Annotated in this window: 18 protein-coding genes; 10 read left to right on the forward strand and 8 right to left on the reverse strand. The window is 32.1% G+C overall.

The features are described from left to right. The first annotated feature begins 166 nt into the window (after positions 1–166). The 10 genes from rpsB (at position 167) to ASC44_RS07280 (ending at position 11,921) form a co-directional block, all read left to right on the forward strand. Positions 167–970, forward strand: coding sequence for a 30S ribosomal protein S2 (rpsB, locus tag ASC44_RS07235; protein WP_055446945.1), 804 nt, complete (start codon positions 167–169; stop codon positions 968–970). 83 nt (positions 971–1,053) lie between these two features. Further along, positions 1,054–2,013 (forward strand): translation elongation factor Ts, encoded by a 960-nt coding sequence (gene tsf / locus ASC44_RS07240; protein ID WP_055446946.1) that lies wholly within the window; start codon positions 1,054–1,056, stop codon positions 2,011–2,013. Between the two features lie 239 nt (positions 2,014–2,252). After that, on the forward strand, positions 2,253–2,978 hold the full coding sequence (pyrH, locus tag ASC44_RS07245) for a UMP kinase (RefSeq protein WP_055446947.1): 726 nt from the start codon (positions 2,253–2,255) through the stop codon (positions 2,976–2,978). Between the two features lie 154 nt (positions 2,979–3,132). After that, positions 3,133–3,690, forward strand: a complete 558-nt coding sequence (gene frr / locus ASC44_RS07250; protein WP_055446948.1) for a ribosome recycling factor — start codon at positions 3,133–3,135, stop codon at positions 3,688–3,690. Between the two features lie 107 nt (positions 3,691–3,797). Then, positions 3,798–4,499 (forward strand): TlpA family protein disulfide reductase, encoded by a 702-nt coding sequence (locus tag ASC44_RS07255; protein ID WP_161805008.1) that lies wholly within the window; start codon positions 3,798–3,800, stop codon positions 4,497–4,499. A 3-nt stretch (positions 4,500–4,502) separates the two neighbouring features. After that, positions 4,503–5,771 carry a DUF5686 family protein gene (locus tag ASC44_RS07260; protein ID WP_055446950.1) on the forward strand — a complete coding sequence of 423 codons (1,269 nt, stop codon included), beginning with the start codon at positions 4,503–4,505 and terminating at the stop codon, positions 5,769–5,771. 77 nt (positions 5,772–5,848) lie between these two features. Further along, positions 5,849–8,263, forward strand: coding sequence for an efflux RND transporter permease subunit (locus tag ASC44_RS07265; RefSeq protein ID WP_055446951.1), 2,415 nt, complete (start codon positions 5,849–5,851; stop codon positions 8,261–8,263). Positions 8,264–8,308: 45 nt separating this feature from the next. Beyond that, the gene (gene asnS / locus ASC44_RS07270) at positions 8,309–9,739 is read left to right on the forward strand and encodes an asparagine--tRNA ligase (RefSeq protein WP_055446952.1); all 1,431 of its coding nucleotides are present in this window, start codon (positions 8,309–8,311) and stop codon (positions 9,737–9,739) included. A 94-nt stretch (positions 9,740–9,833) separates the two neighbouring features. After that, positions 9,834–11,291, forward strand: a complete 1,458-nt coding sequence (gene rpoN / locus ASC44_RS07275) for an RNA polymerase factor sigma-54 (RefSeq protein WP_055446953.1) — start codon at positions 9,834–9,836, stop codon at positions 11,289–11,291. 24 nt (positions 11,292–11,315) lie between these two features. Further along, the gene (locus tag ASC44_RS07280; RefSeq protein ID WP_055446954.1) at positions 11,316–11,921 is read left to right on the forward strand and encodes a hypothetical protein; all 606 of its coding nucleotides are present in this window, start codon (positions 11,316–11,318) and stop codon (positions 11,919–11,921) included. On the opposite strand, the gene ASC44_RS07285 is transcribed toward ASC44_RS07280, so the two are convergent. The 8 genes from ASC44_RS07285 to ASC44_RS07320 all read right to left on the reverse strand — a co-directional run bounded on the left by ASC44_RS07285 (position 11,916) and on the right by ASC44_RS07320 (position 18,122). Continuing rightward, positions 11,916–12,620: a porin family protein gene (locus ASC44_RS07285; protein ID WP_055446955.1), complete on the reverse strand. Its 705-nt coding sequence runs from the start codon at positions 12,618–12,620 to the stop codon at positions 11,916–11,918. The genes ASC44_RS07280 and ASC44_RS07285 overlap by 6 nt on opposite strands. 176 nt (positions 12,621–12,796) lie before the next feature. After that, on the reverse strand, positions 12,797–13,273 hold the full coding sequence (locus tag ASC44_RS07290; RefSeq protein WP_055446956.1) for an ExbD/TolR family protein: 477 nt from the start codon (positions 13,271–13,273) through the stop codon (positions 12,797–12,799). 18 nt (positions 13,274–13,291) lie between these two features. Continuing rightward, positions 13,292–13,927 carry an ExbD/TolR family protein gene (locus ASC44_RS07295; RefSeq protein WP_055446957.1) on the reverse strand — a complete coding sequence of 212 codons (636 nt, stop codon included), beginning with the start codon at positions 13,925–13,927 and terminating at the stop codon, positions 13,292–13,294. Between the two features lie 2 nt (positions 13,928–13,929). Continuing rightward, positions 13,930–14,403, reverse strand: coding sequence for a hypothetical protein (locus ASC44_RS07300; protein ID WP_055446958.1), 474 nt, complete (start codon positions 14,401–14,403; stop codon positions 13,930–13,932). Between the two features lie 30 nt (positions 14,404–14,433). Then, complete coding sequence (locus ASC44_RS07305) at positions 14,434–15,201, reverse strand: MotA/TolQ/ExbB proton channel family protein (protein ID WP_055446959.1); 768 nt, start codon at positions 15,199–15,201, stop codon at positions 14,434–14,436. A 182-nt stretch (positions 15,202–15,383) separates the two neighbouring features. Next, on the reverse strand, positions 15,384–16,415 hold the full coding sequence (locus ASC44_RS07310) for an asparaginase (protein ID WP_083476259.1): 1,032 nt from the start codon (positions 16,413–16,415) through the stop codon (positions 15,384–15,386). Between the two features lie 101 nt (positions 16,416–16,516). Beyond that, complete coding sequence (locus ASC44_RS07315; protein ID WP_055446960.1) at positions 16,517–17,284, reverse strand: TatD family hydrolase; 768 nt, start codon at positions 17,282–17,284, stop codon at positions 16,517–16,519. 88 nt (positions 17,285–17,372) lie between these two features. Further along, a complete protein-coding gene (locus tag ASC44_RS07320; RefSeq protein ID WP_055446961.1) occupies positions 17,373–18,122 on the reverse strand; it encodes a tetratricopeptide repeat protein in 750 nt (249 codons plus the stop codon). Between the last annotated feature and the right edge of the window lie 4 nt (positions 18,123–18,126).

Raw genomic sequence — 18,126 nt, forward strand, 5'->3', positions numbered from 1 at the left:
TTATCAATACTGTTGAGACAAAACAAAAAATTAAAACAGTTATTGTTGTCCTAGTATTCTTTTTAAAAAGGAACAGGATTTAGTATAGCATCTAAATAATTAAGGCGAATTTTTATAATGACCACTTAATTATTGCTAATTCAACAGAACGTAAACTAATTACAAAATGGCAGTAGAAGTAAAAGAATTACTTGAAGCAGGTGTACACTTCGGTCACCTTACACGTAAGTGGGATCCAAACATGGCTCCTTACGTATATATGGAGCGTAATGGTATCCATATTATCAATTTATATAAAACAGCAGCTAAGATGGACGAAGCTGGAGATGCGTTAGCAAAAATCGCAGCTTCTGGTCGTAAAATCTTATTTGTAGCTACAAAAAAACAAGCAAAAGACATCGTCGCTGAAAAAGCGGGAGGTATTAATATGCCTTTTATCACAGAAAGATGGCCTGGTGGAATGTTAACTAACTTTATTACTATTAGAAAAGCGATCAAAAAGATGGCTACTATTGATAGAATGAAGAAAGATGGAACATTTTTAACTTTATCTAAAAAAGAACGTTTACAAGTTGACCGTTTAAGAGCTAAGTTAGAAAAGAATTTAGGTTCTATTGTTGACATGACTCGTCTTCCAGCAGCTTTGTTTGTTGTAGATATTAAACGTGAGCATATCGCGATTAAAGAAGCACAGAAATTAAACATTCCAATATTTGCAATGGTAGATACTAACTCTGATCCACGTCAAGTAGATTACGTTATACCATCAAATGATGATGCTTCTAAATCGATCGATAAAATTTTAACGCATGTTACTGAAGCTATTACTGGTGGATTAAACGCGCGTAAAGCTGAAAAAGATGCGAAAGCAGAAGGTAAAACTGAAGCTAAAGCAGAACCAGCAAAGAAGGCTGAAAAAGCAGCTCCAGCTAAAACTGAAGAAAAAGCAGCAGCTAACGAAGAAGAATAAGACAATAAAATTATTACAAATAAAGTCGTTTAGTTCTTTCCTAACAGAAATTAATTAAACGACTTTTTTAAATTATATTTACTATGAGTGATGTAAAAATTTCAGCAGCAGAAGTAAACAAGTTAAGAAAAGCTACTGGTGCAGGTATGATGGATTGTAAAAAAGCCTTAGTGGAAGCTAAAGGTGATTTTGATGCAGCAATCGATGTATTACGTAAAAAAGGACAAAAAGTAGCAGCAAAAAGAGCAGATAGAGATTCTTCTGAAGGTGCTGCTGTTACAAGAATTAATGCAGACAACACTGTTGGTGTTGCCATTGTATTAGGATGTGAAACAGATTTCGTTGGTAAAAACGAATCTTTCTTAGCATTAGCTGGACAATTTGCAGATATCGCGATCAACTTTGATAACAAAGAAGATTTCTTAGCTGCTGACTTTGGTGGTATGACAGTTGCCGAAAAATTAATTGAGCAAACTGGTGTTGTTGGTGAGAAATTAGAAATCAATGCATTCGAGAGATTAGAAGCTCCTTACGTTGGTACTTATGTTCACATTAACAAAATTGGTGCATTAGTTGGTTTATCTCAAGCTGAGGAGACTGTTGCTAAAGATGTAGCTATGCAAGTAGCTTCTATGGGAGCAACTTCTTTATCTTACAAAGGTTTTGAAGCTTCTTATGTAGCAAACGAAACTGAAGCAAGAATTGCAGTTATCGAGAAAGATAATATCGAGTTAGGTCGTTTAGGTAAAACACTTAAAAACGTACCTCAATATATTTCTATGGCACAATTAACTCCAGAAGTTATGGCTAAAGCAGAAGAAGATGCTAAAGCACAATTAGCTGCTGAAGGAAAACCAGAAAAAATCTGGGGAAACATTTTACCAGGAAAAATGGATCGTTTTGTAAGCGATAATACAACTTTAGATCAAGAACAATGTTTACTTGACCAAAGATTTATTAAAGATGAGAAGCAAACTGTTGAAGCATACGTAGCGTCTAAAAACGTTGAAGTAACTGCTTTTAAACGTGTGTCTTTAGGATAGAAAACTCCCGTTTTGTAACCTTCAGCGCAATCGAAAGGTTTCAACAACAAAATTATAATATAAAACCACTCCTCTATTTTTAGAGCTAGTGGTTTTTTTGTGCTTCAGCTTCAGCTAAAACCCATCATTTAAAAAAATTTGATTTCACCATCTTTATAATTTCAAAAATAAAAATTTTATGTAATTTTGCATAACTCATATTTCCGCTTAAGCGAAAATAATACTCAGCTACATTCAACATGAAATATAAAAGAATACTACTAAAACTATCTGGTGAAGCCTTAATGGGAAATCGCCAATATGGTATTGATCCAGAACGTCTAGCAGAATATGCGCAAGACATAAAAGCCGTAACAGAAAAAGGTATTGAAGTTGCCATAGTTATTGGTGGTGGAAATATTTTTAGAGGTGTTGCAGGAGCTATGAATGGTATGGATCGTGTTCAAGGCGACCATATGGGAATGTTAGCTACTGTTATTAATGGTCTTGCTTTACAACAAGCTTTAGAAGATGCCGATGTTAAAACAAGATTACAAACTGCAATAAAAATTAACGAAGTTGCTGAACCTTTTATTAGAAGAAAAGCAATGAGTCACTTACGAAAAGGACGTGTTGTTATTTTTGGAGGAGGAACAGGAAACCCTTATTTTACTACCGATTCTGCAGCAGTTTTAAGAGCTATTGAAATTGAAGCCGATGTGATATTAAAAGGAACTCGTGTAGATGGCATTTACAATGCAGATCCAGAAAAAGACAGTACCGCTATTAAGTTCGACCATATTACTTTTGACGATGTCTTACGTAAAGGCTTAAAAGTTATGGATACAACTGCTTTTACATTAAGTCAAGAAAACGATTTACCAATTATTGTTTTTGATATGAATACAAGAGGAAACTTAATGAAAGTTGTTACAGGAGAAAATATTGGAACTCAAGTAAGCTTATTACCAAAACCTACTAAGTAATTTTTTTGGAATTGATAAATTTGTATCAGTTTCTAAAATTGTTTACTTTAGTATTTGAATTAAAATATGCGCTACGACTGTACTGAGTTTAACAGTCTAAATAAATTATGGCTTAATTCTTGAATTAAGTATAGTAGTAATAAAAATTTCAACAATGAACGAAGACATTCAATTTATAATAGATAGCACAAAAGAGTCGATGGACAATGCTATCCAACACCTTATTAAACAATTCTCTAACATACGTGCTGGTAAAGCTAGTCCTGCAATGTTAGGAAGTGTAATGGTAGATTATTATGGTTCTCAAACACCATTAGCACAGGTTGCAAACGTTAACACTCCAGATGGTAGAACTATTACTGTACAACCATGGGAAAAAAACATGATTCAACCCATTGAGAAAGCTATTCAAGTAGCTAACCTAGGTTTCAACCCTATGAATAATGGTGAAATACTTATTATTAGTGTTCCTCCTTTAACCGAAGAGCGTAGACGTGATCTTGGAAAGCAAGCAAAATCTGAAGCTGAAGATGCTAAAATTGGTGTTCGTAATGCTAGAAAAGAGGCTAATAACGATATTAAGAAAGTTGATGGCGTATCTGAAGATTTACAGAAAAATGCTGAAGCAGATATACAAACACTTACAGATTCGTGCTCTAAACGTATAGAGGAAATTTTAGCTAATAAGGACAAAGAAATAATGACGGTTTAAACGTTAAAAGCGACTTAATTGTCGCTTTTTTTTATACCAAGTCTATTAACTTTATCGTTTATATAATTATGCGCTATATTAAATTCACTTTATCTCTGTGTGCCCTTTTGTTTTCCACAATAAGCTTTGCGCAAGATTACAAGTTCATTCCTGAGAACCAACACTTACTATCTAGTGAGCAAGTGAAAACGATGCAGATAATGATTACTCCAGATATTATGCTTTTTAATGAGCAAGGCAAAATTTTGCCAACCTCTAAAATGGAACTCATGGCAAATACGGATTATAAACCTTTGTTTTATGCTGATGCTGATGAGAAAATAAAATCTATAGTCTTTCAGAAAAAAAGTAATCATCCTGTTTTAATTAAAAAAAATCCTGAAGCAAACTATACTAAAGGTGAAAAAGCACTAGATTTTATTACTACCGACATGGATGGTAATACTATTAAGCTTTCTGAGCTACAAGGTAAAGTTGTTGTTCTTAACTTTTGGTTTACAAAATGCGGTCCTTGTATTGTTGAAATGCCAAAACTAAACGAACTTGTAAAAGAATTTGAAGATAAAGATGTCGTTTTTTTAGCAATTACTTTTAATAAAAAGGGAGTTGTAGATAATTTTTTATTTGATACCGCATTCGATTATACAATAGCTCCAAATGCTAACGACGTTATTACAACCTATGGTGTACAAAGCTACCCAACAAGTATCGTTATTAATAAAAAAGGAAAAATAGCACTTAAAGAAATTGGATATAGAACAAATATTAAAAGTGTTCTTTCCAAGTCTATTAACACACAATTAAAATAGTTTATGCGCAACCTTTGGTTATATACTCTATTCTTTTGTACTGCATTAGCACTAAATGCGCAAACACCAGAAAAAGACACCGAAAAGCCTATAGATTCTATAAGTTCTAATATGCTATTAAAGCAAATTGGAAATGGATTCTTTCCTACTAAATTATGGAATTTCGATTTACGTTATCTTGTAAAATTCAATCAATATGAAGGATTTAGAACAGGATTAGGAGGCGTAACTAACGATAGTTTTTCAAAAAAATTCAGAATAGATTCCTATGGTGTCTACGGTTTTAGGGATCATAGATTTAAGTATAAACTTGGTGGTGGAATTCTTTTAAATGAACAAACAAAAAGCTGGCTTAACATCTCGTACATCGACGATTTAATGGAAACCGGAAGTTCTAATTTCATGACAGATGGACGTACATTTTCATTTTTCGAACCACGTTTACTAAATATTAGTTTGTTTCATAAACACATAACTTCTGCCATATCTCTAGAGCACGAAATAAACCCTAAGCTTATTACCGAAACAGAGGTGGCTATTAGTAACATTCGCCCAACATACGATTATCAGTATGTTCTCGACAATACTCCTTTTGGTTCTTTTGAAACTACAATTGCTAAAATTGCAGTGCAATGGAACCCATTTGTAGAATATGAAACCAAAGACGGCAAAACAGAAACTACTGTAGATGGTTATCCTAAATTTACAATGCAATACAGTAAGAGTTTTAGAAATGTTTTAAATGCCGATTTTAATTTTTCGAAGTTAGATTTTAGAGCCATACACAAAATTAATCATAATAAAGAATCGCACACTATAGGAACTTTATCTTTAGGTTTAGCCCATGGAGACACACCGCTTACGCATTTATATCATGCTTACCCAAACAATATTAACAAAGAAACTATTTTAAACCGATTCTCCGTAGCTGGAATTAATAGTTTTGAAACTATGTTTTTTAACGAATTCTTTTCAGATCGATTTGCAACTTTAGTAGTTAAACATTACATAAAACCATTTCATATTACTAGTTATTTCAACCCACAATTAGTATTAATTACACGCTATGCCGTTGGTAATATGAATAATATTTCTAGACACCAAAGCGTTAATTTTAGCACTCTAAAAAGCGGCTATACAGAATCTGGCTTAGAGATAAACAAACTCTTATTAGGTTTTGGATTAAGCTTTACCTACCGATATGGTGCGTATCACCTCCCTAACGAGGAAGATAATCTTGCACTTAAATTCACTTTTAATATTACATTATAATTACTACACCATTTCTGTTTTGAAATGCTATAAAATCTATAGGTTTTCCATACCTTTGATGCTTCTTTTAAAGCATCATGGCTAAACAAAAAAAATCGAAATTTTGGGACATAGTGGCTAGGCTAATTTTACGTAATAAAATTGGTATACTTCTAGGCATTATAGTTATTACAATATTATTTAGTACACAATGGAAATACATGCGCTTCACCTACACAGAAGCGAATCTATTACCAGACGATCACGAAGTAAATATTGAATACAACAACTTCTTAGACATATTTGGAGAAGAAGGAAACCTAATTGTTTTAGGTGTTAAAGATTCTACTCTATTTACAGTTGAAAAACTAAACGCATGGAATGCGCTCTCAGATAGTTTTAGAACGGCAAACGAGATTGAAAGCGTTGTATCTATTAAAGATTTACAGAAGCTTGTAAAAAACACTGAAGAAGAGAAATTTGATTTAGAACCTTTTATTAAAGATTCTGTTAAAAGTCTAGCAGAAATAAAAGTACTCGAAGACGATCTTTTTAATAAATATCCTTTTTACGACAACTTCCTCTTTAATAAAAACACAAGAACAGTAAGAACTGCTATTTACCTAAAAAAAGAATTGGTAAATACCTCTGCTAGAAAAGATTTTGTTGTTGAAACTTTAATGAAAGAAGTAAAGGTTTTCGAGGACAAGTACAATCTTGATGTTCGTATTTCAGGAATGCCTTACATAAGAACTTTAAATGCTCAAAATATTGTAGACGAAATCGGTCTTTTTGTTTTAGCTGCACTAGGAATTACATCATTTATATTCTTTTTATTTTTCCGTTCTTTTCGCGCTACTTTTATTTCTCTAATTGTAGTTTGTATTGGTGTAATGTGGACCTTAGGAATACTTGGTCTTTTAAGATATGAAATCACAGTTTTAACGGCCTTAATTCCACCACTTATTATTGTAATTGGTATCCCTAATTGTATTTTCCTAATTAACAAATACCAACACGAAGTAAAATTACATGGTAATAAAGTAAAGTCACTTCAACGTGTTATTACAAAAGTTGGTAATGCCACATTAATGACGAATGTTACAACGGCTTCTGGATTTGCTACTTTTATTATTACAGAAAGTAAATTATTAAAAGAATTTGGTGTCGTAGCCTCACTAAGTATTTTAGCCATATTTATTTTGTGCTTGCTTATTATTCCAATTTTATATACGTTTTTACCTTACCCAAAAGAACGCCATTTAGAACATTTAAACAAACGATGGATTGGTGGTTTTGTAGACTGGACTGTGCGTATGGTAAAAGAAAAACGTATCGCTATTTACAGCACTACTTTAGGTCTAATTATTGTTTGTATTATAGGTATTTATAAAATTAAAGTTTCAGGAAGCTTAATAGAAGACATGCCTAAGAATGCGGAATTCTTTAGTGATATTCGCTTTTTTGAAGAAGAATTCAATGGTATTATGCCAATGGAAATAATGGTGGATACTAAGCGTAAAAAAGGAGTCATGAAATCGACTACCCTAAAACGTATGAATCAATTGGAGGATTTAATTATTGAAACTCCAGAATTATCACGACCTATTTCCGTGGTTAGTTTAGTAAAATATTCTAAACAGGCATATTATAATGGTAACCCAAAATATTACCAACTCCCTACAAAACAAGAGGAAGCCTTCATATTACCTTATGCTAAAAATTCAACTTCGGGAGAAGAAACAAATCTTTTAAACAACTTTGTAGATTCTACTGGACAGTATGCTCGAATAACGACGTTCATGAAAGATATTGGTACCGATAAAATGGAACGTATCGAAGAGAACCTTGTTACTAAAATAAACAATGTTTTTCCTAAAGAAAAATATAATGTTACTATAACCGGAAAAGCTTTAGTTTTTCAAAAAGGCACAAAATATCTTGTTAAAAATTTAGCACTTTCTCTGTCTTTAGCTGTTGTACTAATTTCGCTATTTATGGCTTATATGTTCCGCTCTTTTAGAATGATTATTGTTTCACTAATACCAAATCTATTACCACTAGTTGTAACAGCTGGATTAATGGGTTATTTAGGTGTCCCAATAAAACCATCCACTATATTAGTCTTTAGTATTGCCTTTGGAATTTCAGTAGATGATACCATTCACTTTTTAGCAAAATATAGACAAGAATTACAAGCTAATAACTGGAAGATAAAAAAATCTGTATACGCAGCTTTACGTGAAACTGGTGTAAGTATGTTCTATACTTCTATTGTTTTATTCTTTGGATTCTCAGTCTTTACAATTTCAAGTTTTGGAGGAACAGTTGCACTTGGTGCATTAGTTTCGGTAACATTGTTATTTGCAATGTTATCCAACTTATTATTATTACCCTCTTTACTACTATCTTTAGAGCGCAGTATTGCTAATAAAGAAACACTAAAAAAACCTACAATAAACATTATTCCAATTGATAATGAATCTGAGGAGAAACCTGAAGAATTGGAATAATAAAACGACGTAAAAATTTATATTTGCTATCTAATAAATACAAAAATGACAAGATTAACAATTGCACAGTTATTAAAAGAAACAAAACTACAGGAAGTAGAAGCAAAAGGTTGGGTTCGTACCTTTAGAGCTAAAAGATTTATCGCTTTAAATGATGGTTCTACACTTAATAATATTCAATGTGTTGTTGATTTCGAGAATACAGATGAAGACACTTTAAAACGAATTACAACTGGTGCTGCTGTTCATATTAAAGGAGAACTAGTAGAAAGCCAAGGTAAAGGACAAAGTGTTGAAATAGTTGTCTCTTCAATTGAAATTTTAGGAGATAGCGATCCAGAAACATACCCTATTCAACCTAAAAAACACTCGTTTGAGTTTTTAAGAGAGAATGCACATTTACGTACACGTACAAATACTTTTAGTGCTGTTATGCGCTTACGTTCGGCATTATCTTTTGCAGTTCACAAATACTTTAACGAGAATGGCTTTAACTATATGCATACTCCAATTATTACAGGAAGTGATGCTGAAGGTGCAGGAGAAATGTTTCGTGTAAGTACTTTAGATCAAAAAAATCCACCATTAACAGAAGATGGAGCAATAGACCACTCTAAAAACTTTTTTGGAAAAGACACAAATCTTACGGTTTCTGGACAATTAGAGGCAGAAACTTACGCTATGTCTCTTGGTAAAGTTTATACTTTCGGACCTACATTTAGAGCTGAAAACTCTAATACTTCTCGTCATTTATCAGAATTTTGGATGATTGAACCAGAAGTTGCGTTCATGGATTTAGCGGGAAACATGGACTTAGCTGAAGATTTTATGAAATCTGTTATCACTTATGTTTTAGAGCATAATAAAGAGGATTTAGAGTTTTTAGATCAACGTCTATTTGATGAAGAAAAAACAAAACCGCAAGCTGAACGTAGTGATTTACGCTTAATTGAAAAGTTAAAATTTGTAACCGATAATAACTTTAAACGTGTTAGCTATACAGAAGCTATAGATATTCTTAAAAATTCTAAGCCCAATAAAAAGAAAAAATTCAATTATATAATTGAAGAATGGGGAGCCGACTTACAGTCTGAACATGAGCGTTTCCTTGTAGAGAAACACTTTAAATGTCCAGTAATTTTATTTGATTACCCAGCAAACATAAAAGCCTTTTACATGCGTTTAAACGAAGACGGTAAAACAGTTCGCGCTATGGACATCCTTTTCCCAGGTATTGGTGAGATGGTTGGAGGCTCGCAACGTGAAGAGCGTTTAGATGTATTAAAAGAAAAAATGGCTGTTTTAGATATTTCTGAAGAAGAATTATGGTGGTACCTAGATTTACGTAAATATGGAACTGCTGTACATTCAGGATTTGGTTTAGGTTTCGAACGTTTGGTGATGTTTGCAACTGGAATGGGCAACATTAGAGACGTAATACCTTACCCTAGAACACCTCAAAATGCTGAATTTTAAAAAGCATACAACATAAATAAATATTAAAACAATCTACGAATATCCATAATGTAGATTGTTTTTTTTATTTTTATACATATTCCTAATCAATATTATGCTTAAACAATATTTACAGTTCAAATTATCGCAGAAATTGTCTCCGCAACAAATTCAATTAATGAAATTGATACAGTTGCCTACACAAGCTTTTGAGCAGCGTTTAAAGCAAGAATTGGAAGAAAATCCTGCTTTAGATACTGGTAAAGAAGAAAAAGAAGACGAGTATGAAGACATGGATAATACTCAAGATGACTTCGAGGACAGCGAAACTATTGAAGCTGATGATATAAATATTGACGACTATCTAAGTGATGATGAAATTCCTGATTACAGAACAAGCGTAAATAACTACAGCGCAGATGATGACGAAAAAAGTATTCCTTATGCTTCTGGAACTTCTTTTACCCAACATTTAAAAACACAATTAAATACGTATCGCTTAAGCGATGAAGAACGTGATATCGCAGAATTTTTAGTAGGAAGTGTTGATGAAAGCGGTTACATACGTCGTGAATTAAGCGATATTATGGACGATTTAGCCTTCACGCAAAATGTATACACAACCGAGGATAAAATTGAATACGTACTTAAAATAGTGCATCAATTAGATCCTGCTGGTGTTGGTGCTCGTAATTTACAAGAATGTTTAAGTATTCAACTTAAAAGAAAGGAACAAGTTCCAGATGTTGCACTAGCAGCAGATATTATAAATAACGCATTCGAGCAATTCACTAAAAAGCATTACAAAAAGTTAATGTCTAAATTCGACATCACAGAGGTTCAACTTAAAGATGCTGTTCATGAAATAGAACGTTTAAATCCTAAACCGGGAGGAAGTTATTCTGGAAATACCAGAATGATAGAACATGTTATCCCTGATTTTGCTATAAAAATTGTTAATAGCGAGTTAGAGTTGACGTTAAATGGTAGAAATGCTCCAGAACTACATGTATCTCGCGAGTATAATAATATGCTTAAAGGCTATAAAGAATCGAAAGAGAAATCTAAGTCACAAAAAGATGCCGTTATGTTTATCAAGCAGAAACTTGATGCTGCAAAATGGTTTATCGAGGCTATAAAACAGCGTCAGCAAACTTTATTCGTAACTATGAGTTCTATTATGCATTACCAAAAAGAATACTTCTTAACAGGTGATGAGCGCAATTTAAGACCTATGATCTTAAAAGACATTGCAGACGAAATTGAAATGGATGTTTCTACTGTATCACGTGTTGCTAATAGTAAATATGTAGATACGCCTTATGGCACAAAATTGATTAAAGAATTCTTTTCTGAATCTATGACTAATGACCAAGGAGAAGAAGTTTCAACTAGAGAAATTAAGAAAATTTTAGAAACAGTAATAGAAGAAGAAAACAAAAAGAAACCTTTTACAGATGAAGCTTTAGCTAAAATTTTAAAAGAAAAAGGCTATCCAATTGCAAGAAGAACGGTTGCTAAATATCGTGAACAATTAGATATTTCTGTTGCACGACTACGAAAGGAATTATAAGGTTAACCTACACAATACTAAATAATGAATTGGTTACTAAAAAGTATTTCCTTCGTGTTTCATCCTATTATAATGCCTCTCTTAGGTGTTATTTTCTATTTTTCAAAATCACCTAGATTTATTCCTAGAGACGTTATTGAAGCCAAAATTATTTCTCTCACCATACTTACAATCATACTTCCTATACTACTGTATTTCTTATTAAAAACGATAGGAAAAACGAAATCTATATACCTTAAAACCACTAAAGAACGTATTATTCCTTTATTGTTAAATATTATTATTTGTATTTTAATAGTAATACGTGTGCTACCTTCAAATCAAATAATAGAATTATACTTTTTTTTTATTGGAATATTAATTTCAAATATTGTTTGTTTAGTATTGGCCATGCTAAAGTTTAAAGCCAGTATACATATGATTGCCATTGCCGGAATAATAATGTTTGCTCTTAGTATCTCTCTTCATTTCGGAAAAAACTTAAATGGTTCTTTAGCGTTGCTTTTCTTAATTGCAGGTGCAATTGCAACATCTAGATTACACTTGAAGGCACATACCAATGTCGAGTTAATTTTTGGGTTTTGTATTGGCCTATTTCCTCAGCTATTAGTATTAAGCTATTGGCTATAAAATATAAAACATAAGACCAATTTTAATAGCATTAGCATCGATTACCTCTCCATTTATTTTTGATGAACTATTAAAAATAGGATTTAAAGCATAATACAAATAGAAATTCCACGTATTATATCCTGCTCCCAAAGTTAAGCCGTATTGCAACTTGTTGATGGTATCAATATTCTTAAGATTAATGCTTTCTGGAGCGCCTTCAAACTTAGAGCTATTAGCTAATACATAACCTAATTTAAATCCTGAATAAATACGCCAAAACTTGTAATCCACGGCTGTAGATGTTCTCCATCTAAATTCGATAGGCATTTCTACGACATAAGTTGTAAATTTATTTTTAGAGACACTAATTTCAGTCTCATCTATAATTTCAAATAAAGCATCTCCTTTAGAATCCTCTGTAATTAATATATTTTGATTAAAAGAGTTTAACGATAAACCTAAACCCACACCAATAGCCTTATTACGCTTTTTATTAATCGGCATGTCTTTAGTATAACCAAAGTGAAAACCACCAGAAAACCCGCTCTGTGATAAGCCACTAGGCTTTTTACCAATAAGATTATACGTAAGACCAAAATAAAACTGATCTTCTTTATATAACGAATCTACTTCTTCAACACCTATACTTAATTCTTCTTGTGCGAATGAATAGGATGTAAAAAAACAAAGGCAAAAGAATAGTACTATCGATTTCATGTAAATATATTTAGCGTTGTTTTATAACCGCTCGATTTTGAACATTTCTGTATCCAAATAAATCATTAAAACTCTCATTCCATGACTACAAGATAATAAAACAGGAAGGTTTAAAACAAATAAAAGGCGTTTTGAAATTTCAAAACGCCTTTTTATAAAATTAAGAATGTGTGCTACTAATTATCAAGTGCATCACCTTTTTTGGTAGTATAATTAATTTTAAGCGCATTAGTTTTACGTAATTCTTGCTTAACATCTGTTAAAACTCCCATTTTTGCGTCTTTATCAACCTTTAGAGAAACCGTTAGTGTTGGAACCAACTCTTCTGCTAAAGCAGCACGTTCAGCAGCAATAAATGCTTGAACTTGCTCTACACTCTGCAACTTATCGTTTAATTGTATTCTATCCTCTGTACCATAAGTATCGATATAGTTAGCACTTGGCTTTCCAATATAGATATAACTTATAGGCTTCTTTTTATCCAATTTCTCAATTTGGTTTGCTTTAGGTAATTTATTTTGGATTATTAGATTATCCTCTTTAATTACTGTGGCTACCATAAAGAAAAACAGAAGCATAAATACAATGTCTGGTAAAGATGCTGTAGAAATTGGAGGTAAACCTCCATCTTTTTTCTTTTTAAATTTAGACATAGTTTATATGTTAACTTGTTAGTTTCTTTTTGTTTCTGCTTCAGAGAACTTTTGAGGTACAATTTCCTTAATTGTTTCTAACTTCTCTTTCAAACTCTCACGCACTTTAAGCTCTGTTGAAGGATCCTGATACATTTCTGTAGCTTGAACAAAATTCATTTCAGAACTAGGATAATCCTTTTTAAACTCACGATTTCTAATAACATTATATGCTGCTAAAATTTCATTTTGTACAGCGATGTAAGTTTTATAATCCGTTAGTCTATCATTTGCTAAAGAAATAACTGCTTTTTGAAAGTTATCAGATGATTCTGGATTCTTTTCTCCTTTACATCTTTTACAAACATCTTTATCTTTTCCTCCTCCATTATCAAGAAATTTTACCGCTTGATCTTTTAATTCGTTCAATGGAACAATTTCCGAATCTCCTCCAGAAGTTAATAAGATTTCGTTTTTACTATTTAAAGTTAAAGCGAAAATATTCTTTTCTTTAATAATAACAGGTACATCTGTTGGTGGCTCCCATGGTGGTAACTTTCTACTTAAACCAGAATCTGTTGCGATATCTGTTGTTACTAGAAAGAAAATAAGTAATAAGAAGGCAATGTCAGCCATAGAGCCTGCATTAACTTCTGGTGCTGATCTTTTTGCCATAATTATTTAATTAATTTTTTAACTCCTGAGAATACCATTGCTAATATAGCAACAAAACTTAATATGTAAAAGGATACTAGTCCACCTCCTACTAATCTAGACTCACCTTCTGTTGCAAAAACACCATCGTAAGCATATACTTTACCTACTACTGGCCATTCTTGACCTACTAAAGGATCTCCTCCTGATACTAAGTAACCTATAATTAATACAGCTAAAAAAGCACCTGCACCTATTAAAGTATTTTTAATGTTCCCTCCACCTGTAAACAGGTTTTTAAATACGAAGAATACTACTAATGCTAGCGTTATAGCCAATACTATGTATGCTACCGTAGACATTGTCTCAAACAAAACTCCATTACCTGAAGAAATGACAGCTTTCGCTTCCTCTTCACCTTTCATTATAATACGAGCAAGTCCAATAATACCTACTAAACTTAGTACTGCCACAACTATTTTTAAAATCTTATGCATAATCTTATGTTTTTAAAATTAGTTAATAGCTTATTTTTTATATCTCGATAACATATCCATTAAAGTAATAGAAGAATCTTCCATATCGTTTACAATACCATCAATTTTAGCAATAATATAGTTGTAAAAAACTTGTAAGATAATTGCTACTACAAGACCGAATACAGTTGTTAATAAGGCTACTTTAATACCACCTGCTACTAACGTTGCATCCATTCCACCTGCAGACTGAATTTTATCAAAGGCTTGAATCATACCTATTACTGTTCCCATGAACCCTAACATTGGTGCTAACGAGATAAATAATGATATCCAAGATACGTTTTTCTCTAATTGTCCCATTTGAACTCCACCGTAAGCTACAACCGCTTTTTCAGCAGACTCTAAGCTATCGTCAGCTCTATCTAAACCTTGATAGAAAATAGATGCTACAGGACCTTTTGTGTTTCTACATACCTCTTTTGCTGCTTCAATACCACCTGATTGTAGTGCATCTTCAACATTTTGAGTTAATTTCTTCGTGTTTGTAGAAGATAAGTTTAAAAAGATAATTCTTTCAATAGCAATTGCTAAACCTAGAATTAAACATAATAATACAATACCCATAAAACCTGGTCCACCTTCAATAAAACGTTTTTTAAGTTCTTGGTGGAATGTTAATTCTTCTGCTGCATCATCAGTTGCTGCATCTTGAGTAGTTGCAACAGTCGTAGCAATAGTTGCTGCGTTCGTAGTTGCATTAGCTGTGCCAAATGCCATTAAAAATACTATGGCTAGGATAGAAAATAATCTTTTCATGTTTTTGATCTTAATTTTATTAATTAGTTAAAGTGTTAAAGATATAAAAAAAAAGGAAGTAAAAAATAAAATAACACTAGAGCTTTTATAAAATGCTTATAAAAGTCCCATCACTATTCTAAATATTTCCGATTTCAAATTAAACGAAAAAAAACTTAAGGCTCAAATTTTAAATGATAATTTTAAGCCATTTCTCCTCTTAAAGCTGTTTCGTAGATGGTTTTGAACAAGTTAGGAGCCACATTTTGTCCTAACAAATACATCAATTTACTAACAGCAGCTTCGGTTGTGATGTCTTTTCCCGAAATTAAACCTATTTTTTTTAGTTTTTCACTAGTTTCATACTGTCCCATCATGACACTTCCACCAGAACATTGCGTAATATTAATAATATGGATACCTTTTTTAACGGTTTCCTTTAATAAGGAGATAAACCAATCTTCTGTTGTACAATTTCCGGCACCATAGGTTTCTATAATAACGCCTTTAAGATTAGGTGTACTAAAAATACAACCCAATAATTGTTCCGAAATACCAGGAAACAACTTTACTAAGGCTATATTTTTATCCAAATTCTTATGTACAACCAAGCTTTTTCTAGCATTAGGCTTAAACAAAGCACTATTATTTATTTTTAAATGTACACCAGATTCTGCTAAATCTGGATAATTTAAACTCGCAAAGGCTTCAAAATGCTCAGCATTTATTTTTGTTGTTCTGTTTGCTCTATATAACTTATATTCAAAATATAAACACACCTCTTTAATTACTGGCTTACTATAATGCTGCAACGAAGCAACTTGAATAGAGGTTATTAAATTCTCTTTAGCATCTGTACGTAGATCTCCAATTGGCAATTGCGAACCTGTAAATATCACTGGTTTTGCTAAATGCTCTAACATAAAACTTAATGCAGATGCCGTATAACTCATAGTATCACTTCCATGCAACACCACAAAACCATCGAAAGCCTCATAGTTTTGTTCAACAACCTCCGCAATTTCAACCCAATATTTAGGTTCCATATTACTAGAATCTATTGGAACATCAAACGAAAACGTTTCAATATTGCAATCTAAAAGCTTCAACTCCGGAATGCGAACCAATAAATTATCGAAATCGAAAGCACGTAAAGCTCCCGTTTCTGGGTCTTTTATCATACCAATAGTTCCACCGGTATATATAAGGAGTATGTTTGGGATTGTTTTTGTCAAGTTTAATTTTTATTTCTTTGTCATACTGAGTGCAAACGAAGCAAATTTACATCTATTTTCATTAGTACTTCGACTGCGTTCAGTATGACATTTAGATTGGATTATACTCCAAAAATGGCTTTAGAATTCTCTGTTGTAATATCGGCAATATTTTCTTCGGAAGTATTATAAATTTCTGAAAGCTTCTCCACCACCTTTAATATATAGCTGCTTTCGTTTCTTTTTCCACGGAAAGGCTTCGGTGCTAAATAAGGAGAATCGGTTTCCAAAACAATATGCTTTAAATCTATTTCGTTTAAAAACTGATCTATTTTGCCATTTTTAAAAGTCGCTACACCGCCAATTCCTAACTTCATATTATAAGAAATAGCCTGATGTGCTTGTTCTAATGTTCCTGTAAAACAATGAAAAATCCCGTAAAGATCGTTTCCTTTTTCTTCTTCTAAAATTTCAAAAATCTCATCGAAAGCTTCACGACAATGTATAACTATAGGTAATTGATGTTGTTTCGCTAATTTTATTTGTTGCCTAAAAGCATCTTGTTGTATTGCTAGAGTGCTTTTATCCCAATATAAATCGATACCAATTTCACCAACCGCATAAAATTTATGTTTATCTAACATTTCTACTACGTGAGCAAGTTCTTCTTTATAATTATCTTTTACGTGTGTTGGATGTAAACCCATCATTAAAAAAACATGTTCAGGATAGTCTTTTTCTAACTGAAGCATTGAAGCCGTGTAAGTAGAATCTATTGCTGGAATAAATAATCTTGAAACATTTGCGTCTAAGGTGCGTTGCATCATTTCTGCTCTGTCTTCATCGAAAGCTTCACTATATAAATGTGTATGTGTATCTGTAATAATCATCTTGTAAAAATAAAAAAGTCATCTGTTTAAAGATGACTTTTTAGTTATTATTTATCTTGCAACGCTAAAGAAACCTTGCTGTATATAATTACTCAAGCTTATCTAATAACTTTTGTGCTTCTTTATAATCGTCTGCTTCTTCTGTAATTTGTTTTAAAAGCACAATGGTAGCATCAATATTTTTTTGCTTCAACCTACTTAATGCTGAATACCACAAAGCTCTATCTTTATAAGCGGATGCTCCATTTATTAATTTATTTAATTCTTTATCCGCTACTTTAAAATTATCTAATTCGATATTAGTAATAGCATAATATAATTGTAGTTCACTATTATCTGGATCGTTTTCAAGTACATTCTTTAATAATATATTGGCTTTTTCGTATTCCTTATTATTAAAGGCTTTTGTTGCCTGTATTAAATCTTTCACATTACCCCTAACAATCGTCATTGGTTCATGAGAATTAAAATCTGAATACGAAGGCTCACCACCAAACTGATTAAAAGCAAAAACACCAAATAACAACGCTATACACGCTGCAACTAGATACTTTACTAGAGTAAATGGCTTCGTTTTAGTTTCAACACTAGTAGTCGATTTTACTTTATCCTGACTAAAATAATCTTTAGAAATAGTCTCTAAATTCTTTTTAAAGTCATTAGTTTCATCTTCATTTCTAATAGAGTTTTGCAAAAAGATAGTAGTCTCTAAATACAAGTTAAAACTATTAGCAAACACTAAGTCTTTATCCATTCTTTCTTCAAAAGCCGAAATTTCGTCTTCAGACAATTCGTTATTAATATAGTTATCGAATAAAATGTAATCTTGATCTTCCATGTCA

The sequence above is a fragment of the Lacinutrix mariniflava genome, assembly GCF_001418015.1.
Taxonomy (GTDB): Bacteria; Bacteroidota; Bacteroidia; order Flavobacteriales; family Flavobacteriaceae; genus Lacinutrix; species Lacinutrix mariniflava.